This window comes from Streptomyces sp. NPDC056987 (genome assembly GCF_042673865.1).
GTDB lineage: Bacteria > Actinomycetota > Actinomycetes > Streptomycetales > Streptomycetaceae > Streptomyces.
The window spans coordinates 366,544-386,392 of record NZ_JBHURV010000002.1 but is presented as its reverse complement, the minus strand read 5'-3'; the positions used below and the strand labels follow the sequence as shown (position 1 = coordinate 386,392).

Genomic DNA, 19,849 nt, shown 5'->3' with positions numbered 1-19,849 from the left:
GACCCCGGCCGGGAAATCCGCTCCCGATTCATGGGCCAGGGACGTAAGGATGCGCCGGGGCCATGACATATAGGGGGTGTGGAGACCTTGAAGACCGGGAGCGACCGTGACCGCGCCGCGCGGTTCACGGCCTTGTATGTCCGTGACCACCCGCGTGTGTCCGCTTTCGTACACCGGAGGTCGGGGGACCGAGCGGCGGCCGAGGAGCTGACCGCCGAGGTTTTCCGCACCGCCTGGGAGCGCATGACGGACGGTCAGGAGGTTTCGGCCGGCTGGCTGTTCGTCACCGCGCGGAACCTGCTGAACAACCACTACCGCTCGATGGAACGCCTGACGGAGCTGCACCGGCGGATCGGCCACGAGCTGGACCGTACGCCCGCCTCCGGCCCGGACGAAGCCGTCCTCGACGCGCTCGACCGGCTGCCGTCCCACCACCGCGAGGTGCTGCTGCTGAGCTACTGGGACGGGCTGAGCGCCGCCGAGGCCGGTGTGGTCCTCGGCTGCGCCGCGCCGGCGGTGTGGGTCCGGCTGCACCGGGCCCGCAAAGCGTTCCGTGATGTCTACGATCTGCCTCAGGAGTCGGTGTGATGCGCGTGAAAACTCTGATCAAGAACGCCAATCCGGTGCCGCACCCGGGGTCCGAGGGACTGTCGGCCCGCGCAGCCGGCGAACTCGCCGCGCTGATCGGTTCTGTGGACGGCTCCGTGGACGCTTCCGCCGCTTCCGCCGCTTCCGCCGCTTCCGCCGCTTCCGCCGGGCCCGTGCCCGCGGCCGTCCGCCGGGCGCCCCGGCGCGGCTTCCTGATGGCGGCCGTCGCGTGCGGGGCCGCCGCCGTCATCGGTGGCGTCAGCCTCTTCCTGCTCCAGAGCGACCCGGCGGGCCCCGGCGGCGGCACGGGCGGCGGAACGCTCGCCGACGAGCCGTACTTCGAGACCACGGCCCGGCTGGAGGGGGTCGCGAACGTGATCGTACGGGCGAAGCTCGGCGCCGGTCGCGAGGAGAACGCCGACGACGTCGCCACGACCGTCGCGACGGCGGAGGTGGTGGCGACCGCCAAGGGGAAGACCCCGGGCGACTCGATCGAGGTCGCGTACACCACCCCCGGCTCGGGCCCCGAGACCGCCGGGCTCACGGCCGGCAAGGAGTACGTCCTGCTGCTGGAGGAGAGCGGCGACGGGCGCTACGTCCTGGTGAACACCACGCAGGGGTGGTACGCCGTGGGCGGCGACGGACGGCGGGCGGTCGCGGGGAGCGACAACGACGTGTCCCTGAGCCCCGGGGTCCTCAAGGCGCTCCGGCTCACGGAGTAGACCATGGCCGGACCCGCCGACGCCGACGCCGTCGGCCCGGAAAAGGGGCGGGGCGTCACGGAGAGCTTCCTCCGTGACGTCCCGCCGGGGGCCGGTGCTACGCGCCGGTCCGGGTCACCGGGTGCCGATCCGGTGCGTACGGTCGGCGAGCCGGTCTATCCGGCCCGCGTTGTCGAAACCGCCGCCCGACACGGCCTTGACCGCGCCGCCGGACCCGACGGTGTACAGCGCCTGCTCCGGGTTGAGCAGGTCGTACGGGTTCTTCGCGCCGTTGTCGGCGAGCATCAGCACGTACTCGGTGCCGCTCCCGGCGAGCGCGGTGGTGCTCCGCTCCTTGTACGTGACGCCCTTGTACGTGCCCCCGAGCTGGCTGACCTCGACGGTGTCCCCGACGGACACGTCCCCGGCGAGCACCTGGGAGACCTTCACCGTGGAGACGGTCACGACCACCGGGTCGGCCTCGGCCGCCGCCCGGGCCTCCGCGATCTCCTCGGGCGAGAGCCCCGCCTGCGGGTTGGTGGCCGGGTCGCCGTCCGCCGAGGTCTCGGGCAGCATGCGCTCGACCCGGGAGTTGACGACGGTGCCCTTGACGACGAGGTCGGACTCCTCGATGACCGCGTCGAGCGAGTCGTAGGCGGGGTAGTCCGCGTGGTACGCCACGACGTCCCGCGCTGCCGAGGACCCGGACCGGTCGGCGGAGCCGCCGTCCGAGGAGCAGCCGACGACGCCGAACGCGGCGAGGGCCGCGGTGCCGGTGACGAGAAGGTGCCGTGTCGTGATCACGAGTAGATCCTCTTCACCTCGGAGATGTCGTACGACAGCGGCTTCTGCACCGTCGCGCGGTTACGGCTGTGCTTCATGAGCGACGCCTTGCTCGTATTCGGGTTGTCGTCGAGGCTCAGCGCGTGCCCGAGTTCGTGTGTGGTGGTACTGCGGACCCACTGGTCGTACTTGGAACCGGCATCCCGGTCGAGGGTTCGCGCATTCACCTGGATCTTGAAGATCCGATTGATGTGACGGGATCCGGAAGGCGAATACATTCCGTACCAGCTCGCGCTGTAGCGAGCGGCGGTGAAGGACGCCTTCGCGCTGGACTTACGCCCGATCTTCGCGCCGGCGCCCGCGTTGTTCCAGTTCGAGCGGCCGGTGTCGAAATACTTGACCCATTGGTCGTTGATGCCGACGGTCTTGACATTGAACGACCGGCCCGGCATGCCCCCGCTGTAGTACGTGGCCTGCGCGGATGTCGCTCCGGCCAGGGTGCCGGCGACGGCCAGCGCGGTGCAGGAGGTGAGGACGAGTGATGCGCGTGCGAATCTCCGACTCAAGTTTTTCCCCGTGAATTGGGCATGCGTCAGCGCAGCGCTGCGCATGCGCGATCGAGAATGAGGATGCGGATATTTTCACGCATCCTTAATGAGCTGAACTTCCCCCTTCGTGCCCCCGGTAGGTCCCCCGTCGGTCAGCTCACCCGACACATCAGACCCTATGGTCCGTCAGCTCTTTCGTCAAAGGATATTGACCATCGAATTCCCCGGATAAACAGGGGGGTTGGCTCCGCATGTAAAGAATCTCCGGTCGGGTTTCGGCGGCTCCGCGCCGGGCCGTCGTGCGTCGCGGTGGCCCACATCGCCGCCATGTGCCGGATGTGTCGGAAGTGCGGGAATGTCGCCGTTGGTTCACCCCGCGGTGGTGGGCTGGGTGCCGTGGGTGCCGCAGGCACCCTCTGCCGATCGCTTCAGGGAGAAACACCCATGCCCAGACCGCACCCCTCTCGCCGTCACCTCGTCGTCGGCGCCGCGCTGGTCGCCGCCGTGACCGCCGTGACCGTCACCACCACCGCCGGCGCGTGGGACACCAAGGACCAGGCCGCGCAGGCGATCAAGAGCGGGAAGGCGAAGAACGTCATCCTGCTGATCGGCGACGGCATGGGCGACTCGGAGATCACGCTCGCCCGTGACTACACGGTCGGCGCGAACGGCCGCCTGAACATGGACAAGTTCCCGCTGACCGGCGCCTACACGACGTACGCCGTGCACGCCGACGGGACCCCGGACTACGTGACCGACTCCGCGGCCAGCGGCACCGGCTGGGCGACCGGCGTCAAGACGGTCAACGGCCGGATCTCCAAGACGCCGGGCGGCAACAAGGCCGTGCCCACGATCCTGGAGCTGGCGCAGAAGGGCGGGTACGCCACCGGCAGCGTCACCACGTCCGAGCTGACCGACGCCACCCCGGCGGTGCTCGCCTCGCACGTCACCGACCGCTCCTGCCAGGGCCCGGCCGACATGGCCAACTGCCCGGCCGACAAGATCGCCGCGGGTGGCCCGGGATCGATCGCCGAGCAGTCCGTCAACCGCAAGGTGGATGTGCTCCTCGGCGGCGGGAAGCAGCGGTTCGACCAGAAGGTGACCGACGGCACGTACAAGGGCCGTACGGTGACCGAGCAGGCGAAGCAGCTCGGCTACCAGGTCGTCACCGACTCCGCCGGGCTGAAGAACGTACAGGCGGGCAAGCCCGTGCTCGGCCTGTTCGCCCCCGGCAACGTGCCGGTGGAGTGGACGGGCAAGGCCGCGGCGGCCGGCGGCACGGCCCCGCAGCGCTGCGTGACCTCGAACGCGAACCGCCCGGCGGGCACGCCCGTCCTCGCCGACCAGGCGACCAAGGCGATCCAGCTCCTGGAGGCGAAGCAGAAGCAGCGCAAGAGCAAGGAGGGCTTCTTCCTGCAGATCGAGGGCGCCTCGATCGACAAGCAGGACCACTCGGCCGACCCGTGCGGCCAGATCGGCGAGACGGCCGCGTTCGACCGTGCGGTGAAGGTGGCCCGCGACTACGCGGCCAAGCACCCCGACACGCTCGTGGTGACCACCGCCGACCACGGCCACACCAGCCAGATCGTGCCGCTGGAGGCCACCCCGCCCGGCCTGTCCTCCACCCTCGTCACCGACGAGGGCCAGCAGCTGAAGGTCAACTACTCGACCAACACGCCGGGGCAGTCCCAGGAGCACACCGGCACGCAGGTGCGCATCGCCGCCCAGGGCCCGCAGGCGTACCGGGTCCTCGGCGTCACCAACCAGACGGACCTGTTCACCACGGTCCGCGAGGCCCTGCGCCTGCGCTGATCGGCGCAGCAGGCGCGCCCGTCGGCCGGCCGTGCGTCAGGCCGGCCGTGCGGACGTGCCGGCCTTGACCCCGGTGACGAAGACCGACCACACCCGGGCCCGGAAGACCAGGCCCGGGATGTGGGGGGTCTTGGAGTCGCGAACCGGGACCGTGCCGTCGGGACCGCCGGGGCCGTCGGCGACTTCCAGGCAGTTGCCACCGGTGCCGCCGCTGTACGTGGACTTCCGCCACGTCGCGGCGCTCAGGTCGTACCCCTGGCTCTGGCTGCTGCTCTTCATGCGTAGTCCTCCGCCACTGATTCGGCCACTGCCGAGGATGCTCTCGGTGACTGTGTGGTGGCCCCCGGTTGATCGTAGGGCAGTTCGGGCGCGTTGAGCTCGGTCAGCATCGTGCGCGTGAAACCGAAGCAGTACGTGGCGACGAAGCCCGCGACGTACCCGGCCAGCAGCCCGCTCCCGTACACCGCGACCGCCTCGCCGAGGCCCCGGCCGCCGGCCAGCAGGGGGAACAGGGCCCAGCCCGACGGGCCGAGCGCCGTCGCGCCGATCGCCGTGCCGAGCTGGTGGAAGAGGCCGACGACCCCGCCGCCGACCGCGCCGCCCACGCACGCCGTGACGAAGGGGCGCCCCAGGGGGAGCGAGACGCCGTAGATCAGGGGCTCGCCCACGCCCAGGAGGCCCGCGGGGAGGGCCGACCGGATGGTGCGTCGCAGGGACGCGTTGTGCCGGAGGCGTACGTGGACCGCCGCGGCGGCGCCGACCTGGCCGGCCCCGGCCATCGCGAGGAACGGGAGCAGCACGGTGTAGCCCTGCTGCGCGATGAGCGTGGTGTGGAGGGGGATCAGCGCCTGGTGCAGGCCCAGCATCACCAGCGGCAGGAACAGCCCGCCCAGCACCAGGCCCGCCAGCGAACCACCGGTGGACAGCAGCCAGTTGGCGAAGTCGCCGATGGCGGTGGAGATTTCGCCGGCCACGTACATCAGGCCGTACAGCGTGGCCAGGCCGGGGAGGAGGACGGTCAGGGCCGGGGTGACGAGGATGTCCAGCGACTCCGGCACCCACCGCCGGCACCACCGCTCGACGTGCGCCGCGAGGAGGGCCGCGGCGAGCGCGCCCAGCACCCCGCCCTGCCCCGGGGCGAGTTGGCGGCCGAGGACCTCGATCTGGGTGACGCCGGGGAAGACGACGACCGCGGCGACGGCGGCGCCCAGGACGGGGGTGCCGCCGAACTCCTTCGCCGTGTTGTGCCCGACGAGGACCGCGATCAGGGACATGAAGCCGGACGCGAGCGCGGTGAGCGCGGGGGCGGTGGACGGGAGCCAGTGGAGGTTGGTGAGCAGGCCGTTGAGACCGGCGATGATGCCGCAGCCGATGAGGGCGGGGATCAGGGGGACGAAGATGGCGGCGATCCGGCGGAGGAGGAGCCGGACCGGGGTGGCGTTCCTGGCCCCGCGCGCCGCCCTGATGGCCTCGCCGCGCGCGGACAGTCCGTCCGCGGTGGAGGCGCTGGGGATGATGGGGGTGGTGGAGGCGGTGGGGGTGGTGGTGCGGGAGGTCGCGCGGGCCGTCGCCACGAGTCCCTCGAACTCGGACGTCACCCGCGCCGCCGTTCCCGGGCCGAGCACGATCTGGTACGCCACCCCGTCCGCCACCACGCCGAGCACCGCGGACAGCGCGCGCAGCTCCGCCTCGCGCACCAGGGACGAGTCGTGCAGGCAGAGGCGGAGCCGCGTCATGCAGTGGGCCACGGAGGCGATGTTCGCGGCGCCGCCGAGGAGCGGGAGGAGGGCCCGCGCGGTGGCGCGGTTCCCCCCGCCGCTGGTCTCGCTGTGCTGTTCCATGGGGGTGCACCGTGCCTTGGTTCGGGGGGCCGGAGGGCCTCAGGGGGTACGTGGGGGTGCCGCGGCCCGGAGCAGCGCCGCGCGCAGCCGGCCGTCGTTCTCGGTCAGCAGCCGGGCGGCCGTCGGGCCGTCGACCGCGCCGAGGATGAGCAGGATGGCGTTCTTGACCTCGCCGCCGGTGGCGGCGAGCGCGGACTCGATCTCGTCGTCCGGCGCGCCGGTGGCGAGGGAGACGATCCGGCGGGAGCGGGCGCGCAGCTTGTCGTTGGAGGCGCGGACGTCGACCATGAGGTTTCCGTAGGTCTTGCCGCGCCGCATCATCGTGATCGTCGAGATCATGTTGAGGACGAGCTTCTGCGCCGTACCGGCCTTGAGCCGGGTGGAACCCGCGAGGAGTTCGGGGCCGACGACGACCTCGATGCCGTGTTCGGCCGCCGCCGCGAGCGCGCTGTCCGCGTTGCAGGAGAGGCCGATGGTGAGCGCGCCGAGGGCGCGGGCGTGCTCGACGGCGCCGACCGCGTACGGGGTGCGGCCGGAGGCGGAGACGCCGACGACCGTGTCCGCCGCGGTCAGTTTTATGGCCGTCAGGTCGGCCGCCGCCAGTTCCTTGGAGTCCTCCGCCCCCTCGACCGAGGTGATCATCGCACCGGGCCCGCCCGCGATCAGGCCGACGACCTCGTCCGGGTCGGTGTTGAACGTCGGCGGGCACTCGCTGGCGTCCAGCACGCCGAGCCGCCCCGCCGTACCGGCGCCCGCGTAGACCAGCCGGCCCCCTTGGGCCGCGCGCTCGGCGGCGGCGTCGATGGCGGCGGCGATGCGGGGGAGCTGCGCGGCGACGGCGGCGGGGACGGTGGCGTCCTCGCCGTTCATGATCCGGGCGATGTCGAGCGTGGGGAGCGTGTCGATCTCGGCCAGTTCGGGACGGAACGCCTCGGTGGTGAGGGTGTCGAGCTGGGCGCGGAGGTCACCGTACTGGCCGTGGTGCGTTGAGGACATGGGGAAGCGGCTCTTTCTTTCCGGGGGTGCGGGCGCCGGGCTCCGGGGGTGCGGGTGCCGGTGTGAAAGGGGGTGCGCGGGAGAACCGGTGCGTCAGCGGAGGCTGTTGCGCGGGCTGTGGCGGTGCGCGAGCGCCTCGTACGACGCGGCGAGCGCGGGCGCGGCCGTCTCGTACGTACGCTGCGCCACGCCTATGAACAGGCAGTCGACGACGAGGAGTTGACTCGTACGGCTGGACATGGCGGCCGGGCGCAGCTCGCTCTCGCGGGCGGTGGAGGTGGTCAGCACGTGGTCGGCGTACTGCGAGACCGGGCTGTCCGGGCGGCCGGTGATGGCGACCGTCGTCGCGCCCCGGTCGAAGGCGACGCGGAGCGGTTCGATGGCGTCGCCGGTGGAGCCCGAGTGGGTGATGGCGATGGCCACGTCGCCGGGCTGGAGCTGGACGGCGTTGGTGACGGCGAGGTGCGGGTCGCTGTGGGCGTGCGCGATGAGGCCGATGCGCAGCAGCTTCTGCGCGAGGTCCATCCCGACGAGGGCGGAGGCGCCGACGCCGTAGATGTCGATCCTGCGCGCGGCGACGGAGGCGGCGACGACCGCGCCGAGCTGGACGGTGTCGAGCCCGGCGGCGGTGTCGGCGAGGGTCTGCTGTTCGTCGTAGGCGAGCTTGGTGACCACGTCTCCGATGGGGTCGTCCACGGCGATGTCGGCGGTGACGGAGGGGGCGCGGCCGGACTGCTGCTGGGCGGCGAGACCGGCGAGGGCGAGGCGCAGATCGCGGTAGCCGGGATAGCCGAGGAGCCGGGCGGTGCGGACGACGGTGGCCTCGCTGGTGCCGGTCAGCTCGGCGAGACCGGTGACGGTGAGGGCGGCGCAGCCGGCGGGATCGCCCGCGACCGCTTCGGCGACGAGCTGCATGGAGCGGGTCATGGTCGGGGCGAGGGTGCGTACCTTGGCGGCGAGGGCGGCGGGGGCGGGTGGAGCGTCACCGCTGAAACTTTCCTTCACATCGTGGGTCACTCTTGAAAGATATTTTCGGGTTTTCGGACCGTCAACCCCTGCGTCGGGGCCCCGTCGCGGGGCGGGGTGACAATTGCGGGATGGACGACGAGAACCCGGACGTGAACCCCGACCCGAACCCGAACCCGAACCCGAATCCGAATGTCGAGGTCGATGCGCTGGAGCAGGCGCTGCACGCCGCCCGCGCGCTGGTCCTCGCCGACCTGGCCGCGGGCGATGTGGCACGCCCCGAGGTGGTGTCGCTGGTCGAGGAGTCGGTGTCGCACCGCCGCTGGTGGGTCGCGCAGTGGCCGGAGGGGGTGGCGTACGTGGCGGGGCTGATCGCCCAGGACGTCCAGGACGCGCTGATGGAGCGGTACGGGCGCTGGCCGCTCTGCCCGGTGTGCGATGCGGGGGCCGAGCCGCACGCGCTGGAGGTGGAACCGGAGCTGGGGCCCGACCCGCACTGGGTGTGCGGGAAGGCGGGGGTGGCGGTCGCGGCGGTCGGCGCGCTGGGCGGGGCGGATGGTCCGGGTGGAGCCGGGGGTCCGGGCGGGCCCGGCGGGGCGGGTGCGGCATGACGGTGTACATCGATCCGCCCACCTGGCCGGGGCACGGCCGGATGTGGTCGCACCTGGTCAGCGACGTCTCCTACGAGGAACTGCACGCCTTCGCCGCCTCGATCGGCTGCCCGCCGCGCGCCTTCGAACGGGACCACTACGACCTGCCGTCGGAGCGTTACGGGGACGCGGTGCGGGCCGGTGCGGTGGAGATCGGCTCGAAGGAACTCGTCCGCCGGATCATGGCGGCGGGGCTGCGCCGCAGAAAGAACCGGCCCGACGGCTGAGCGGCGTGAGTGATAGCCTCTAACTTATTGATGAAGGTATAGCCAATCCGGTGTGGAAAGGTGACGGACCATGGCGGAAACGGGAACCGGATCGACAGCCCGCCCGCGGACGGGTGCGAAGGCCGAGACCCCGCGCGAGCGTTACCGGGCCCAGGTGCGCGCCGAGGTCAAGGAGCGCGCCTGGGAGCAGATCGCCACGGCGGGCGCGTCCGCGCTCTCCCTCAACGCGATCGCCAAGCTCATGGGCATGAGCGGTCCCGCGCTCTACCGCTACTTCGCCGGCCGCGACGAGCTGATCACCGAGCTGATCAGGGATGCTTACCGGAGCCTCGCGGACACCCTCCGCGCGGCCGCCGACGCCGGGGCCGACGTGACCGGGCTGGCACACGCCCTGCGCGGCTGGGCGCTCGCGGACCCTCAGCGCTATCTGCTCATCTACGGCACCCCCGTCCCTGGCTATCACGCGCCCGAGGACACCACCGGGATCTCCTCCGAGATCATGACGACACTGCTCGACGCCTGGCCCGAGCCGTCCCCGGACGCCCCCGTGTCGCCGTTCGACACCCATCTCGACAGCCACCGGGAGTGGGCGGCCGGCCACCCCGCCCCGTCCGCCACCCTCCACCGGGCCCTGAGCCTCTGGACCCGGCTGCACGGCACCCTGTCCCTGGAACTCGCGGGTCAGTTCGACGGGATGGGGTTCGATCCCGCGCTGCTGTTCACGGCCGAGCTGACCGACCTGGTCGATCCGCCGGCCCCTCACCGACCGGAACCTTCTCCTCGCTGACCGGAGCCCTCTCCTCGCCGACCGGGGCGGGCCGCCCGGTGACCGGGCCCGCGCCGGAGACCACCAGCGAGCCCGCCACCACCCGGCCGGCCGTCGCCCGGTGGAAGCGGAGCGAGAGCGCCGCCAGAGCGATGGCGACCAGGGTCATCGCCGCGCCCGCCCACGCGGTCGAGGCGAAGCCGAGGTCCGCGTCGATCACCGTGCCGCCCAGCCAGGGGCCGCCCGTGTTGCCGAGGTTGAAGGCGGCCGTCGTGGTCGCACCCGCCAGGGTGGGGGCCGCGGCGGCGATGTTGAACATACGGGCGTTGAGCGCGGGCGCCGTGTAGAACGCCGAGACGCCGAGGAGGAAGGTCAGGGTGACGACCGCGACCGGGCTCCCGGCGGTCAGCGCCAGCAGCACCAGGAGCACCGTCGACGCGGCGGTGCCGGTGAGCAGGACGCCGAAGAGGTGCGCGTCCGCGTACCGGCCGCCCAGCGCTGTACCGACCAGCGCACCGATGCCGAAGAGCGCGAGCACCGTCGGGACCCAGCCGCTGTCCAGGCCCGCCACGTCCGTGAGCAGCGGGGCGAGGTACGAGAAGGCGCAGAAGACGCCGCCCGCCGCGAGCGCGGTGACGGCGATGGAGAGCCAGACCTGACGGTCCCGGTAGATCGTCAGCTCCCGCTTGAGCCGGGGCTTCTCGGCGGGCCGCGGGATCCGCGGGATCAGGGTCACGACACCGGCCAGCGCGACCGCGGAGGCCGCGCCGACCGCCCAGAACGCCGAGCGCCAGCCCAGGTGTTCGCCGAGGAACGCGCCGGCGGGGACACCGAGCACGTTGGCGATGGAGAGCCCGCCGATCATGACGGCCATGGCGCGGGCGCGCGCGGTCGGCGCCACCATGGCGATGGCGACGGACGCGCCGACCGCCCAGAACCCGGCACACGCGAACGCGCTGACCACGCGGGACGCGAAGAGCACCTCGTACGACGGGGCGAGCGCCCCCGCGACCTGCCCGAGGCCGAAGACCGAGATCAGGGCGATGAGGGTGGTGCGCCGGGGCAGGCGCAGGGTGGCCACGGCGAGCAGCGGGGCGCCGACGACCATGCCGATCGCGAACGCGGAGATGAGCAGGCCGGCGGTCGGGATGGACACGCCCATGTCGTCGGCGAGCGGCGGCAGCAGGCCGGAGAGCATGAACTCGCTCGTGCCGAGGGCGAAGACCGAGAGTCCGAGGATGTAGACGGCGAGCGGCATACGGCCCGAAGGCGAGGGGGAGGGGGCGGGCGGCAGGGAAGGGGAAGGGGACGCGGCGGAATCGGGCATGTCAGGTCCAACCCGCACCGTCAGGCGTGACATTCCGGGGCCGGGCATCTGTTCAGATGATGAGATCGGGTGAGGAGGGGCGGGCCGAGACCGGTCCGGGACCGGTCTCGGAGCAGGCGGTCAGGCGGTCAGGCCGCGCAGCTCCGCCGCCATGTTCGCGCGGGCCCGCGCCTCCCACTCCCGCTCGCCGTACGGGGTACGGAACAGGGCCGGCAGCGCGAGCAGCTGCTCCAGTACGGCCGCCCGGCCCGTGCGGAACTCCGGGTCGGGGACGAAGCCGTACTCCTCCCGTACGGCCGTCGTGTACGCGGCGTACGTGTCCGGCGCCGAGGCCAGGACCGCGAGGTCGGCGTCGCACAGGACGGCGCCGTTCCGGTCACCGGGCGCGGTGGCGTGCCCGGCGGTGAGCCGGACGAGCCGGGCGACCTCGGCCGTGCCGGCCGCGTCCAGCCCGGCCTCCGGCAGTGCCCGTTCGGCCAGCCGGGCGGAGCGCTCCTCGTTCTCGGAGCGGTCGGGGCGGTAGACCGCGTCGTGGAACCAGGCGGCGAGCCGTACGAGAGCGGGGTCCGCCGCGTACGCGGCGAGGGTGTCGACGCGGTCCAGGACGGCGGTCAGGTGCGCGGTGGTGTGGTAGCGGCGCTGCGGCTCGGCCCAGCGGGCGAGGAGGTCGTCGGCGTACCGGTACGGGTCCGGCCCGGGGCCCGGCGCGGGCGCGGGCGCCGCGGTGTCCGGGAGCAGCGAGCGGAGGGTCGTCGCGAAGCGGTCGCGGAGGGCGGGGGCGGCGGGGTCGGGCATGGCACGACCATAGGGCCGGGCCCGGAGGAGATCCCCTCCGGGCCCGGCCCTGTGGTCATGCCCGCAGCCGTGCCGCCGTGCGGCCGTGCCGGTGCGGCGTCAGGACGCCTTGAAGCCCCGCAGCCGCAGGCTGTTGCCGACGACGAAGACCGACGAGAACGCCATGGCCGCGCCCGCGATCATCGGGTTGAGGAGCCCGGCGGCGGCGAGCGGCAGTGCGGCGACGTTGTAGGCGAAGGCCCAGAAGAGGTTCACCCGGATGGTGCCGAGCGTCCTGCGGGCCAGCCGGATCGCGTCGGCGGCGGTGCGCAGGTCGCCCCGTACGAGCGTGAGGTCGCCCGCCTCGATGGCGGCGTCGGTGCCCGTGCCCATCGCGAGGCCCAGGTCGGCCTGGGCGAGGGCGGCGGCGTCGTTGACCCCGTCCCCGACCATGGCGACGGAGCGGCCCTCGGCCTGGAGCTTCTTGACCGCCTCGACCTTGTCCTCGGGCATGACCTCCGCGATCACCCGGTCGGCGGCGATCCCGACCTCGGCGGCCACGGACTCGGCGACGGCGCGGTTGTCACCGGTGAGGAGGACCGGCGTCAGGCCCAGCGCGCGCAGCCGCCGTACGGCCTCCGCGCTGGTGTCCTTCACGGCGTCCGCGACGTCGAGCACGGCCCGCGCCTCGCCGTCCCAGGCGACCGCGATGGCCGTACGGCCGGCCGCCTCGGCCGCCGCCCGGTGCCGCTCCAGCTCCTCCGGGAGGTGGATCTCCCACTCGGCGAGCAGCCTGACGCGGCCCACGAGGACGGCGTGGCCCTCGACCACGCCCTGGACGCCGAGCCCGGCGACGTTCACGAAGTCCTCGGGCGTGGGGAGGGTTCCGACGCGCTCGGCGGCGCCCTCCGCGACCGCGCGGGCGATGGGGTGCTCCGAGGCGTGTTCCAGGGCGCCCGCCAGCCGGAGCACCTCGTCGTCGGTGGTGTTCGGCGCGCTGTGCGTGGCCAGGAGGGTCATCTTCCCGGTGGTGACGGTGCCGGTCTTGTCGAGGACGATGGTGTCCACGCGCCGGGTCGTCTCCAGCACCTCGGGGCCCTTGATGAGGATGCCGAACTGCGCGCCGCGTCCGGTGCCGACCATGAGGGCGGTCGGGGTGGCCAGGCCGAGGGCGCACGGGCAGGCGATGATCAGTACGGCGACGGCGGCCGTGAACGCGGCCGTCAGCCCGCCGCCCGCCAGCAGCCAGCCGCCGAGCGTGGCCAGCGCCAGCACGATCACGACGGGGACGAACACGGCGGAGATCCGGTCGGCGAGGCGCTGGACGGAGGCCTTGCCGTTCTGGGCGTCCTCGACCATGCGCGCCATCCGGGCGAGCTGGGTGTCGGAGCCGATCCGGGTGGCCTCCACGACGATCCGGCCGCCCGCGTTGAGGGTGGCGCCGGTGACGCCGTCGCCCACGGCCACCTCGACCGGGACGGACTCGCCGGTCAGCATCGACGCGTCGACGGCGGAGGAGCCCTCGACGACGGTGCCGTCGGTGGCGATCTTCTCGCCGGGCCGTACGAGGAAGCGGTCGCCGACCTGGAGATCGGCCGTGGGGATCGTGGTCTCCCCGCCGTCGCGCAGGACGGTGACCTCCTTGGCGCCGAGTTCGAGAAGGGCGCGGAGGGCGGCGCCGGCCTTGCGCTTGGAGCGGGCCTCGAAGTAGCGGCCGGCGAGGATGAAGGCGGTGACCCCGGCGGCGGCTTCGAGGTAGATGTTCCCGGCGCCGTCGCTGCGGCCGATCGTCAGCTCGAAGGGGTGGGTCATGCCGTGCATGCCCGCCGTGCCGAAGAAGAGCGCCCAGAGCGACCAGAGGAACGCGGCCCAGGTGCCGACCGAGATGAGCGTGTCCATCGTGGCGGCGCCGTGCCGGGCGTTGGTCCAGGCGGCGCGGTGGAAGGGCCACCCCGCGTAGACGACGACGGGGGCGGCGAGGGTGAGGGAGAGCCACTGCCAGTTGTCGAACTGGAGCGGCGGGATCATGGCCATCGCGACGACCGGGACGGCGAGGAGGACGGCCGTGATCAGCCGCTCGCGCAGGGTCTTCAGCTCGGCGTCGTCCTCCTCCTTCTCCTCCGTCTCTCCCTCGGCACCGGAGCCGCTTCCGGACGGTGCGAGTCGGGAGCGCAGGGGGGCGGGCTCCTGGGCCGTGTAGCCGGTGGCCTCGACGGTGGCGATCAGATCGCCGACCGAGAGCCCGTCGGCGTAGCTGACCTTCGCCTTCTCGGTGGCGTAGTTGACGGTGGCCTCGACCCCGTCCATCCGGTTGAGTTTCTTCTCGATGCGCGCGGCGCAGGAGGCGCACGTCATCCCGCCGATCATGAGTTCGACTTCGGCGGTGCTGCCCGGGGTTGCGCCGGTCGGGGTGCCGTCCGTGCTGGCGTCCGTGGTGGCGGTGGTCCGCGTGGTGCTCATGGTCGGCGGCTCCTTCTCTTCGGCCGATAGGTCCATCGTACCCCCTAGGGGTATAACGCTCTTCCTGTATACCCCCCACCCGTATGCAATGCAAGGGGTGGCCGTGATCGATCGGGCCCCTTAGGCTGGGATATTGGACTAGACCTATCTCTCTCCCCGCCCCCGATGAATGAGGTCCCCGCTCATGATCAAGCGTGCACTCCTGGAGGTGATCGCCCTCGACGCGGAGGACGCGATCGCCGCCCGGAACGGCGGTGCGGACCGCCTTGAGCTGGTCACCGACATGGCGGCCGACGGCCTGACCCCGGCCACCGCGACCTTCGCGAGGATCCGCGCCGCCGTCCCGATCCCCCTGCGGGTCATGCTCCGGCTGACGGACGGCTTCGCCGCCGGCGGCCCCGACGGCGCGGCGGCGCTGGTCGCCGCGGCGCGGCGGCTGCGGGCCGAGGGCGCGGACGAGTTCGTCCTCGGCTTCCTCGACCCGGACGGCACGCCGGACCTGGTGACGGTCGAGCGGCTGATCGCCGAACTGGACGGCTGCCGCTGGACGTTCCACCGGGCGATCGACCACGCGGCCGACCGCGACGCGCTGCGCAAGCGCCTCGCGGACCTGCCGGGCCTGGACACGTACCTCACGGCGGGCTCCCCGGCCGGCGTGGCCGAGGGCCTGCCCACCCTCCTGGCGGAAGCGGCGGCCGGCGCGCGCGGCGAACCGGGTTACGGGGCACGCCTCATGGCCGGCGGCGGGCTGCTGCTCCCGCACGTTCCCGTCCTGCGCGCGGCGGGCGTGACGGCGTTCCACATCGGCGGCGCGGCCCGCCCCGCCGGGTGGGACGGCCCGGTCTCGGCGGCGGCGGTACGGGAGTGGCGCGCGGCGCTCGACGCGGTGACGGCCGGCGTGTAGCGGCGCGCACGCCGCTCGGGCGCGCGCTGCCCGGGTGTGTGCCGCTCGGGTGTGTGCGCCGCTCGGGCGCGCGCTGCCCGGGTGTGTGCGCTGCCCGGGTGTGTGCCGCTCGGGCGTGCGCGCTGCTCGTGACGCGCGGGCCGCTCGTGGCACACGGGCCGCTCGTGACGCGCGCGCCGCTTGTGACGTGTCCCGGCCGCTCCGGCCCGATCCGGACGACAGGCGCCGGAGACCGAGCCGCCCGGCGAGGCGGGTGAGGCGCCCTCATCCGCCTCGCCGGGCGCGGGCGCAGGCGAGGGCGCCCGCCGCCCGTCGCGAGGGGGGAGAGAGGGCGCGTACCCGGACGGCGTCCCCCGCGCGTCAGGAACGGGTGAGCTGCTCCGGCAGCGCCGCCGCGTGCACCACCACCAGCCCCGACACCGCGCGCGTCAGCGCCACGTACAGCCGCCGCAGCCCCGTCCGTTCGTCCGGTTCGCCGTCGACCACCGCCGCCGGCTCGTCCAGCACCACGTAGTCGTACTCCAGCCCCTTCGCCAGCGACGCCGGTACGAGCGTCAGCCGCGCCTGTGCCGTCGTCTCCTCGCCCGGCGCGAGATATCCGAGCCCCGCCGCCGTCAGCGCCTGTGCCAGCGCCGGGATCCGGGCGTCCGCCGCGATCAGGCCGATCGACCCCTCGTGCGCCAGCGACTCCCGGCACGCCCCGACCGTCCCCGCGTCCAGCTCCGCGACGTCCGGAACCGCCCGTACCGCCAGCGAGCCGGGCGACTCCCGTACGGACGCCACCGGCGCCAGCCCCGGCGAGATCGCGGGCAGCAGCCGGGACGCGTACGCGATCACCTCGCGGGGTACGCGGAAGCCGGCCGTCAACTCCTCGACCAGCGCCTCCGGTTTGCCGAGGTGGTGCAGCGCGTCCGCCCAACTCGCCGTCGCCCACGGCGTCGTGCCCTGCGCCAGATCGCCCAGCACCGTCGCCGAACCGGTCGAGCAGCGCCGGCCCACCGCGCGGTACTGCATGGGGGAGAGGTCCTGCGCCTCGTCGAGCACGACATGGCCGAGCGAGTGCGTACGGGAGATCAGGTCGCCCGCCTCGTCGATCAGCACGGCGTCGGCCGGGGACCACTTCGCCGACCGTACGCTCCGGGCCGGTTTCGTCCACAGGATCGTCTTCTGCTCGTCGGCGCTCAGCACCCCGTCCGCGTGGGCGGCCAGGAACTCCGCGTCGGAGAGCAGCCGCAGCACCAGTTTCGCCGGATCCACCTGCGGCCAGACGGCCTTGACGGCCGCCTTCACCGCCGGATTGCGCGCCACCGCGTTCTGCACCCGGTCGTCGGGCGCCTCGCCCGCCTCCTCCATCCGTACGAGCACGGCGTGCGCGATGCGCTGCGGCAGCGCCTCGTGCGCCGCGCCGTACCGCATGTCGCGGGCGAGCAACTGCTCGACCATCTCGACGAGTTCGTACACCGGCACCCGCCAGCGGCGCGAGCCGCGCACCACCACGACCGGCTCGGTCGGCAGCGTGACGTGCGACCGTACGGCCCGCCGCAGCACCTCGGCCATCCGGGCGTCGCCCTTGATGACGGCGGCGTCCGCCGGATCCGTACCGCGCACCTCCGCCCCGGCCGCGACCAGGTCCGCGACCGTCGCCTGCTTCACCTCCAACTCGCCCAGCGTGGGCAGCACCTGCTCGATGTAGTGGAGGAAGGAGGCGTTCGGCCCGATGACCAGCGTGCCGGTACGCGCCAGCCGCTCACGGTGCGCGTACAGCAGATACGCGACCCGGTGCAGACCGACGGCCGTCTTCCCGGTGCCGGGACCGCCCTGCACGCACACCGTGCCGCCCAGCTCACTGCGGACGATCTCGTCCTGCTCGGGCTGGATCGTCGCGACGATGTCCCGCATCGGGCCCACGCGCGGCCGCTCGATCTCGGCCTGGAGCAGCTTGCTGGAGGTGGCGGTCTCCGTCGGGTCGGAGAGGTGCTCGTCCTCGTACGCGGTCAGCTCCCCCGCCGTGTAACCGAAGCGGCGGCGCAGCGCGACGTCCAGCGGCTTCTGCCGGGACGCCTGGTAGAAGGGCTGCGAGACGGGGGCACGCCAGTCGATCACCATGGGGTCGCCGTCGGTGTCGTGGACGTGGCGCCGCCCGATGTAGAAGGACTCGCCCGCCGCCCCCTCGGCCTCCTCCGCCCCGACGGCGTGCAGATAGTCGAGCCGCCCGAAGAAGAGCGGGGTGTGGGCGAGATCGGCGAGCGCCTTGATGCGCTCCTCGATCTGGGACTCCAGCACGGCGGCGTTGACCCAGTTCGCGGTGACGTCGCGGATGTCGAGCGCCTGCACGTCCTCGCGCATGGCGCGCAGGGCGGCGCGGGAGGCGCTGAGGTGGGCGCGCTCGCGCCCGAGGAGATCGGGCGAGCCGGGCGAGCTGGGGGATCCGGCGGGCGCGTCGGGGGAGTCGGGCGCGTCGGAGAGGTCAGGGGCGGGCGCGGGCACGGTGTTGCCTCCGGGGCTGTACGCACGCCGACGGGCCGCGCTCCACTGCCTCCGTACGAGCAGAGGCGTACGGCAGCGGCGGGCGGGCTCCGGTCCGGCGTGGATCACGTCATGGCGGTCGGCCGTCCGGTTTCCGTCCGGACGACGGCGCTCCCGTGTGTGAGGGAGGCGGGCAAGGTGCAGGATTGTAGCCACCGGGCGACGGCCGGGCGAATGCTTTTCGTCGCGGGGGCGCCGCGACGCAGGGGACGCCGGCCCCTGAGCCTCCCCGGTACGGCCCAGGTCCTCTCCAGGTCCTCTCCAGGTCCCATCCGGGGGTCCGTCCGGGGTCCATCCTCGGGTCCATCCCGTAGGGGACCCGTCCGGCCGGAAGTCGTACGCCGGTTCACAAACGGTTCAAACCCTGGGGCGATGTGGTCCACAGGCCCCGGAGTCACCATGGATACATGAGCACAGCAACCTTCACCCCGGCCCACGCCCCTCAGGGTCCACCGGTTCCCGGCGCGACCGCGACGGGCTCCGTCCCCCACCCCGGCCACCCGGTCGGCAACGCGCTCCGCGCGGCCAAGGTCTTCCTCACCGCGGCGTTCAACGTGGCCGTGCTGGGGGAGTATGCGGAGGAGGCGGGCATCAAGCGCCACCGCTGACCCCTATCCACTAGGGTCGCGGCCGTGACCTACCGGACCGTGACTCCTCGCTCACTCATCGCAGTGGGCGCGCTCGTCCTCTCGCTGGCCGCGTTCGCCACCCTCTGCGTCACCCGGCCCGTCCCGCTGGCCGACACCCTCGTCTACCGCGCCGAAGGCGCCGCCGTCCTCGGCGGGAGCGACCCCTACGGGATCGACCTGTACGGGGCCGGGGTCCATGGCTCCGGGGCCTACGGGTCCGGGATCTACGGCTCCGGGATCTACGGGACCGGCACCTACGGAACCGCGTACCCGCCCTTCGCCGCGATCCTCTTCGTCCCGACCACCTGGCTGCCCGTCGGCGCCCTCAAGGTGGTCTTCGTCCTCGGCAACATCGCGCTGCTGGCGCTGTTCGTACGGCTCTCCCTCCGGCTCGTGGGCCGATCCGGCCGCCTCGTGGGCCGTTCCGGCGCCGTCCTCGCCGTCGCCGCCGTGGCGGCCGGGCTCTGGCTCGAACCCGTCACCCGCACCATCCTCCTGGGCGACATCGCCCTCGCCCTCGCCTGCCTCGTCCTGTGGGACCTGACCCGCCCCGACCACGCCCTCGCCAAGGGCTTCGCCCTCGGCATCGCGGCGGGCATCACCCTCACCCCCGCCGTCTTCATCGCGTACCTGCTGCTCACCTCCCGCGTACGGCAGGGGCTGACCGCCCTCGCCGCGCTCGCCGGGACCGTACTGCTCGGGATGCTCGTACTCCCGTACGCCAGCAGGGAGTTCTGGACGAGCCAGGTCTTCGAGACCGACCGCGCCGGCGCCGCGTGGACCGCGGGCAACCAGTCCCTGCACGGCCTGCTGGCCCGCCTGCTGCACACCCCCGAGCCGGCCGCCGTCTGGGCGGTCGTGGCGCTGCTCACGGCCGTCTGCGGACTGTGGGCCGCCCGCCGCGCCGCCGTCCGGGCGGGCTCGGAGCGCTGGGGCATCCTGTTCACCGCCACGACCGCGCTGCTGGTCACCCCGGTGAGCTGGTCGCACGAGTGGGTGTGGTGCGTGCCCCTGCTGGCCGCCCTGCTCGCCGAGCGCCGCTTCTGCACGGCTGCGCTGGCCGGGGCGGTCTGGACGGCGCGGAGCTTCTGGGCCGTACCGTACGAGGGCGAGCCGGCCCTGCGGCTGGCGTGGTGGCAGCAGCCCCTGATCTCCCCGTACGCGCTGTGCGCCCTCGCCCTCCTGATCCTCACCGCCTGGCACATCCGGGCCCTCCGGAACGACGCGCCCGGCGCCACCGAACCGCCGTCCCGCCTGCCGGGTCCCCGTGCCGGCGCCGGACCGGGCCGCTCAGGGGCCGGGCGGCAGGACGCGGGCGTCGCCACCTACGCCGAGAACCACGAGTAGCGGG

The 19,849-nt window shown here is 73.2% G+C and carries 19 protein-coding genes; 9 read left to right on the top strand and 10 right to left on the bottom strand.

The window, feature by feature from the left end:
- Positions 1 to 78: 78 nt before the first annotated feature.
- Together ACFTZC_RS04040 and ACFTZC_RS04035 are read left to right on the top strand one after the other, a co-directional pair.
- Positions 79 to 588, top strand: coding sequence for an RNA polymerase sigma factor (locus tag ACFTZC_RS04040; protein ID WP_382886586.1), 510 nt, complete (start codon positions 79 to 81; stop codon positions 586 to 588).
- Positions 588 to 1,310: a hypothetical protein gene (locus ACFTZC_RS04035; protein ID WP_382886585.1), complete on the top strand. Its 723-nt coding sequence runs from the start codon at positions 588 to 590 to the stop codon at positions 1,308 to 1,310. Before ACFTZC_RS04040 ends, ACFTZC_RS04035 begins: the two co-directional genes overlap by 1 nt.
- Before the next feature lie 114 nt (positions 1,311 to 1,424).
- On the opposite strand, the gene ACFTZC_RS04030 is transcribed toward ACFTZC_RS04035, so the two are convergent.
- Complete coding sequence (locus ACFTZC_RS04030) at positions 1,425 to 2,093, bottom strand: hypothetical protein (protein ID WP_382886584.1); 669 nt, start codon at positions 2,091 to 2,093, stop codon at positions 1,425 to 1,427.
- Positions 2,090 to 2,638 (bottom strand): hypothetical protein, encoded by a 549-nt coding sequence (locus ACFTZC_RS04025; RefSeq protein WP_382886583.1) that lies wholly within the window; start codon positions 2,636 to 2,638, stop codon positions 2,090 to 2,092. Before ACFTZC_RS04025 ends, ACFTZC_RS04030 begins: the two co-directional genes overlap by 4 nt.
- A 426-nt stretch (positions 2,639 to 3,064) precedes the next feature.
- On the opposite strand from ACFTZC_RS04025, the gene ACFTZC_RS04020 reads away from it, so the two are divergent.
- Entirely contained in the window at positions 3,065 to 4,432 is a 1,368-nt protein-coding gene (locus ACFTZC_RS04020; protein ID WP_382886582.1) for an alkaline phosphatase, read from the top strand.
- 36 nt (positions 4,433 to 4,468) lie between these two features.
- Here the strand turns inward: ACFTZC_RS04020 and ACFTZC_RS04015 are convergent, their stop codons facing one another.
- The 4 genes from ACFTZC_RS04015 to ACFTZC_RS04000 all read right to left on the bottom strand — a co-directional run bounded on the left by ACFTZC_RS04015 (position 4,469) and on the right by ACFTZC_RS04000 (position 8,286).
- Positions 4,469 to 4,711, bottom strand: a complete 243-nt coding sequence (locus ACFTZC_RS04015; RefSeq protein ID WP_382886580.1) for a DUF397 domain-containing protein — start codon at positions 4,709 to 4,711, stop codon at positions 4,469 to 4,471.
- Complete coding sequence (locus ACFTZC_RS04010; protein WP_382886579.1) at positions 4,708 to 6,273, bottom strand: PTS transporter subunit EIIC; 1,566 nt, start codon at positions 6,271 to 6,273, stop codon at positions 4,708 to 4,710. Before ACFTZC_RS04010 ends, ACFTZC_RS04015 begins: the two co-directional genes overlap by 4 nt.
- Positions 6,274 to 6,312: 39 nt before the next feature.
- Positions 6,313 to 7,269, bottom strand: a complete 957-nt coding sequence (gene murQ / locus ACFTZC_RS04005) for an N-acetylmuramic acid 6-phosphate etherase (protein ID WP_382886578.1) — start codon at positions 7,267 to 7,269, stop codon at positions 6,313 to 6,315.
- A gap of 93 nt (positions 7,270 to 7,362) precedes the next feature.
- A complete protein-coding gene (locus ACFTZC_RS04000) occupies positions 7,363 to 8,286 on the bottom strand; it encodes a MurR/RpiR family transcriptional regulator (RefSeq protein WP_382886576.1) in 924 nt (307 codons plus the stop codon).
- A gap of 101 nt (positions 8,287 to 8,387) precedes the next feature.
- Between ACFTZC_RS04000 and ACFTZC_RS03995 the strand changes: the two genes are divergently transcribed.
- The 3 genes from ACFTZC_RS03995 to ACFTZC_RS03985 all read left to right on the top strand — a co-directional run bounded on the left by ACFTZC_RS03995 (position 8,388) and on the right by ACFTZC_RS03985 (position 9,899).
- Complete coding sequence (locus ACFTZC_RS03995; protein WP_382886751.1) at positions 8,388 to 8,846, top strand: hypothetical protein; 459 nt, start codon at positions 8,388 to 8,390, stop codon at positions 8,844 to 8,846.
- A complete protein-coding gene (locus ACFTZC_RS03990) occupies positions 8,843 to 9,112 on the top strand; it encodes a DUF4031 domain-containing protein (protein WP_382886574.1) in 270 nt (89 codons plus the stop codon). Before ACFTZC_RS03995 ends, ACFTZC_RS03990 begins: the two co-directional genes overlap by 4 nt.
- Positions 9,113 to 9,182: 70 nt before the next feature.
- Complete coding sequence (locus tag ACFTZC_RS03985) at positions 9,183 to 9,899, top strand: TetR/AcrR family transcriptional regulator (RefSeq protein ID WP_382886573.1); 717 nt, start codon at positions 9,183 to 9,185, stop codon at positions 9,897 to 9,899.
- Here the strand turns inward: ACFTZC_RS03985 and ACFTZC_RS03980 are convergent.
- The 3 genes from ACFTZC_RS03980 to ACFTZC_RS03970 form a co-directional block, all read right to left on the bottom strand.
- Positions 9,832 to 11,136 (bottom strand): Cmx/CmrA family chloramphenicol efflux MFS transporter, encoded by a 1,305-nt coding sequence (locus ACFTZC_RS03980; protein WP_382886749.1) that lies wholly within the window; start codon positions 11,134 to 11,136, stop codon positions 9,832 to 9,834. The two genes, ACFTZC_RS03985 and ACFTZC_RS03980, sit on opposite strands and share 68 nt — an antisense overlap.
- Positions 11,137 to 11,325: 189 nt before the next feature.
- Positions 11,326 to 12,000, bottom strand: a complete 675-nt coding sequence (locus tag ACFTZC_RS03975) for a hypothetical protein (protein ID WP_382886571.1) — start codon at positions 11,998 to 12,000, stop codon at positions 11,326 to 11,328.
- 99 nt (positions 12,001 to 12,099) lie between these two features.
- Positions 12,100 to 14,346, bottom strand: coding sequence for a heavy metal translocating P-type ATPase (locus tag ACFTZC_RS03970; RefSeq protein WP_382886747.1), 2,247 nt, complete (start codon positions 14,344 to 14,346; stop codon positions 12,100 to 12,102).
- Between the two features lie 277 nt (positions 14,347 to 14,623).
- On the opposite strand from ACFTZC_RS03970, the gene ACFTZC_RS03965 reads away from it, so the two are divergent.
- Positions 14,624 to 15,343 carry a copper homeostasis protein CutC gene (locus tag ACFTZC_RS03965; RefSeq protein ID WP_382886569.1) on the top strand — a complete coding sequence of 240 codons (720 nt, stop codon included), beginning with the start codon at positions 14,624 to 14,626 and terminating at the stop codon, positions 15,341 to 15,343.
- A gap of 360 nt (positions 15,344 to 15,703) precedes the next feature.
- Here ACFTZC_RS03965 and ACFTZC_RS03960 read toward each other — a convergent pair whose 3' ends face one another.
- Positions 15,704 to 17,830 (bottom strand): HelD family protein, encoded by a 2,127-nt coding sequence (locus ACFTZC_RS03960; protein ID WP_382886567.1) that lies wholly within the window; start codon positions 17,828 to 17,830, stop codon positions 15,704 to 15,706.
- Between the two features lie 446 nt (positions 17,831 to 18,276).
- On the opposite strand from ACFTZC_RS03960, the gene ACFTZC_RS03955 reads away from it, so the two are divergent.
- A complete protein-coding gene (locus tag ACFTZC_RS03955; protein WP_382886565.1) occupies positions 18,277 to 18,477 on the top strand; it encodes a hypothetical protein in 201 nt (66 codons plus the stop codon).
- Between the two features lie 24 nt (positions 18,478 to 18,501).
- Positions 18,502 to 19,845 carry a glycosyltransferase 87 family protein gene (locus tag ACFTZC_RS03950; protein ID WP_382886563.1) on the top strand — a complete coding sequence of 448 codons (1,344 nt, stop codon included), beginning with the start codon at positions 18,502 to 18,504 and terminating at the stop codon, positions 19,843 to 19,845.
- The last annotated feature ends 4 nt before the right edge of the window (positions 19,846 to 19,849 follow it).

What these genes read in the sequence shown, in the direction of transcription:
- ACFTZC_RS04035 (WP_382886585.1), top strand. Translation starts at nt 588, where the DNA reads ATGCGCGTGAAAACTCTGATCAAGAACGCCAATCCGGTGCCGCACCCG.
- ACFTZC_RS04020 (WP_382886582.1), top strand. Translation starts at nt 3,065, where the DNA reads ATGCCCAGACCGCACCCCTCTCGCCGTCACCTCGTCGTCGGCGCCGCG.
- ACFTZC_RS04015 (WP_382886580.1), bottom strand. Translation starts at nt 4,711, where the DNA reads ATGAAGAGCAGCAGCCAGAGCCAGGGGTACGACCTGAGCGCCGCGACG.
- ACFTZC_RS04010 (WP_382886579.1), bottom strand. Translation starts at nt 6,273, where the DNA reads ATGGAACAGCACAGCGAGACCAGCGGCGGGGGGAACCGCGCCACCGCG.
- murQ (WP_382886578.1), bottom strand. Translation starts at nt 7,269, where the DNA reads ATGTCCTCAACGCACCACGGCCAGTACGGTGACCTCCGCGCCCAGCTC.
- ACFTZC_RS03990 (WP_382886574.1), top strand. Translation starts at nt 8,843, where the DNA reads ATGACGGTGTACATCGATCCGCCCACCTGGCCGGGGCACGGCCGGATG.
- ACFTZC_RS03985 (WP_382886573.1), top strand. Translation starts at nt 9,183, where the DNA reads ATGGCGGAAACGGGAACCGGATCGACAGCCCGCCCGCGGACGGGTGCG.
- ACFTZC_RS03980 (WP_382886749.1), bottom strand. Translation starts at nt 11,136, where the DNA reads ATGCCGCTCGCCGTCTACATCCTCGGACTCTCGGTCTTCGCCCTCGGC.
- ACFTZC_RS03975 (WP_382886571.1), bottom strand. Translation starts at nt 12,000, where the DNA reads ATGCCCGACCCCGCCGCCCCCGCCCTCCGCGACCGCTTCGCGACGACC.
- ACFTZC_RS03970 (WP_382886747.1), bottom strand. Translation starts at nt 14,346, where the DNA reads ATGATCGGCGGGATGACGTGCGCCTCCTGCGCCGCGCGCATCGAGAAG.
- ACFTZC_RS03965 (WP_382886569.1), top strand. Translation starts at nt 14,624, where the DNA reads ATGATCAAGCGTGCACTCCTGGAGGTGATCGCCCTCGACGCGGAGGAC.
- ACFTZC_RS03955 (WP_382886565.1), top strand. Translation starts at nt 18,277, where the DNA reads ATGAGCACAGCAACCTTCACCCCGGCCCACGCCCCTCAGGGTCCACCG.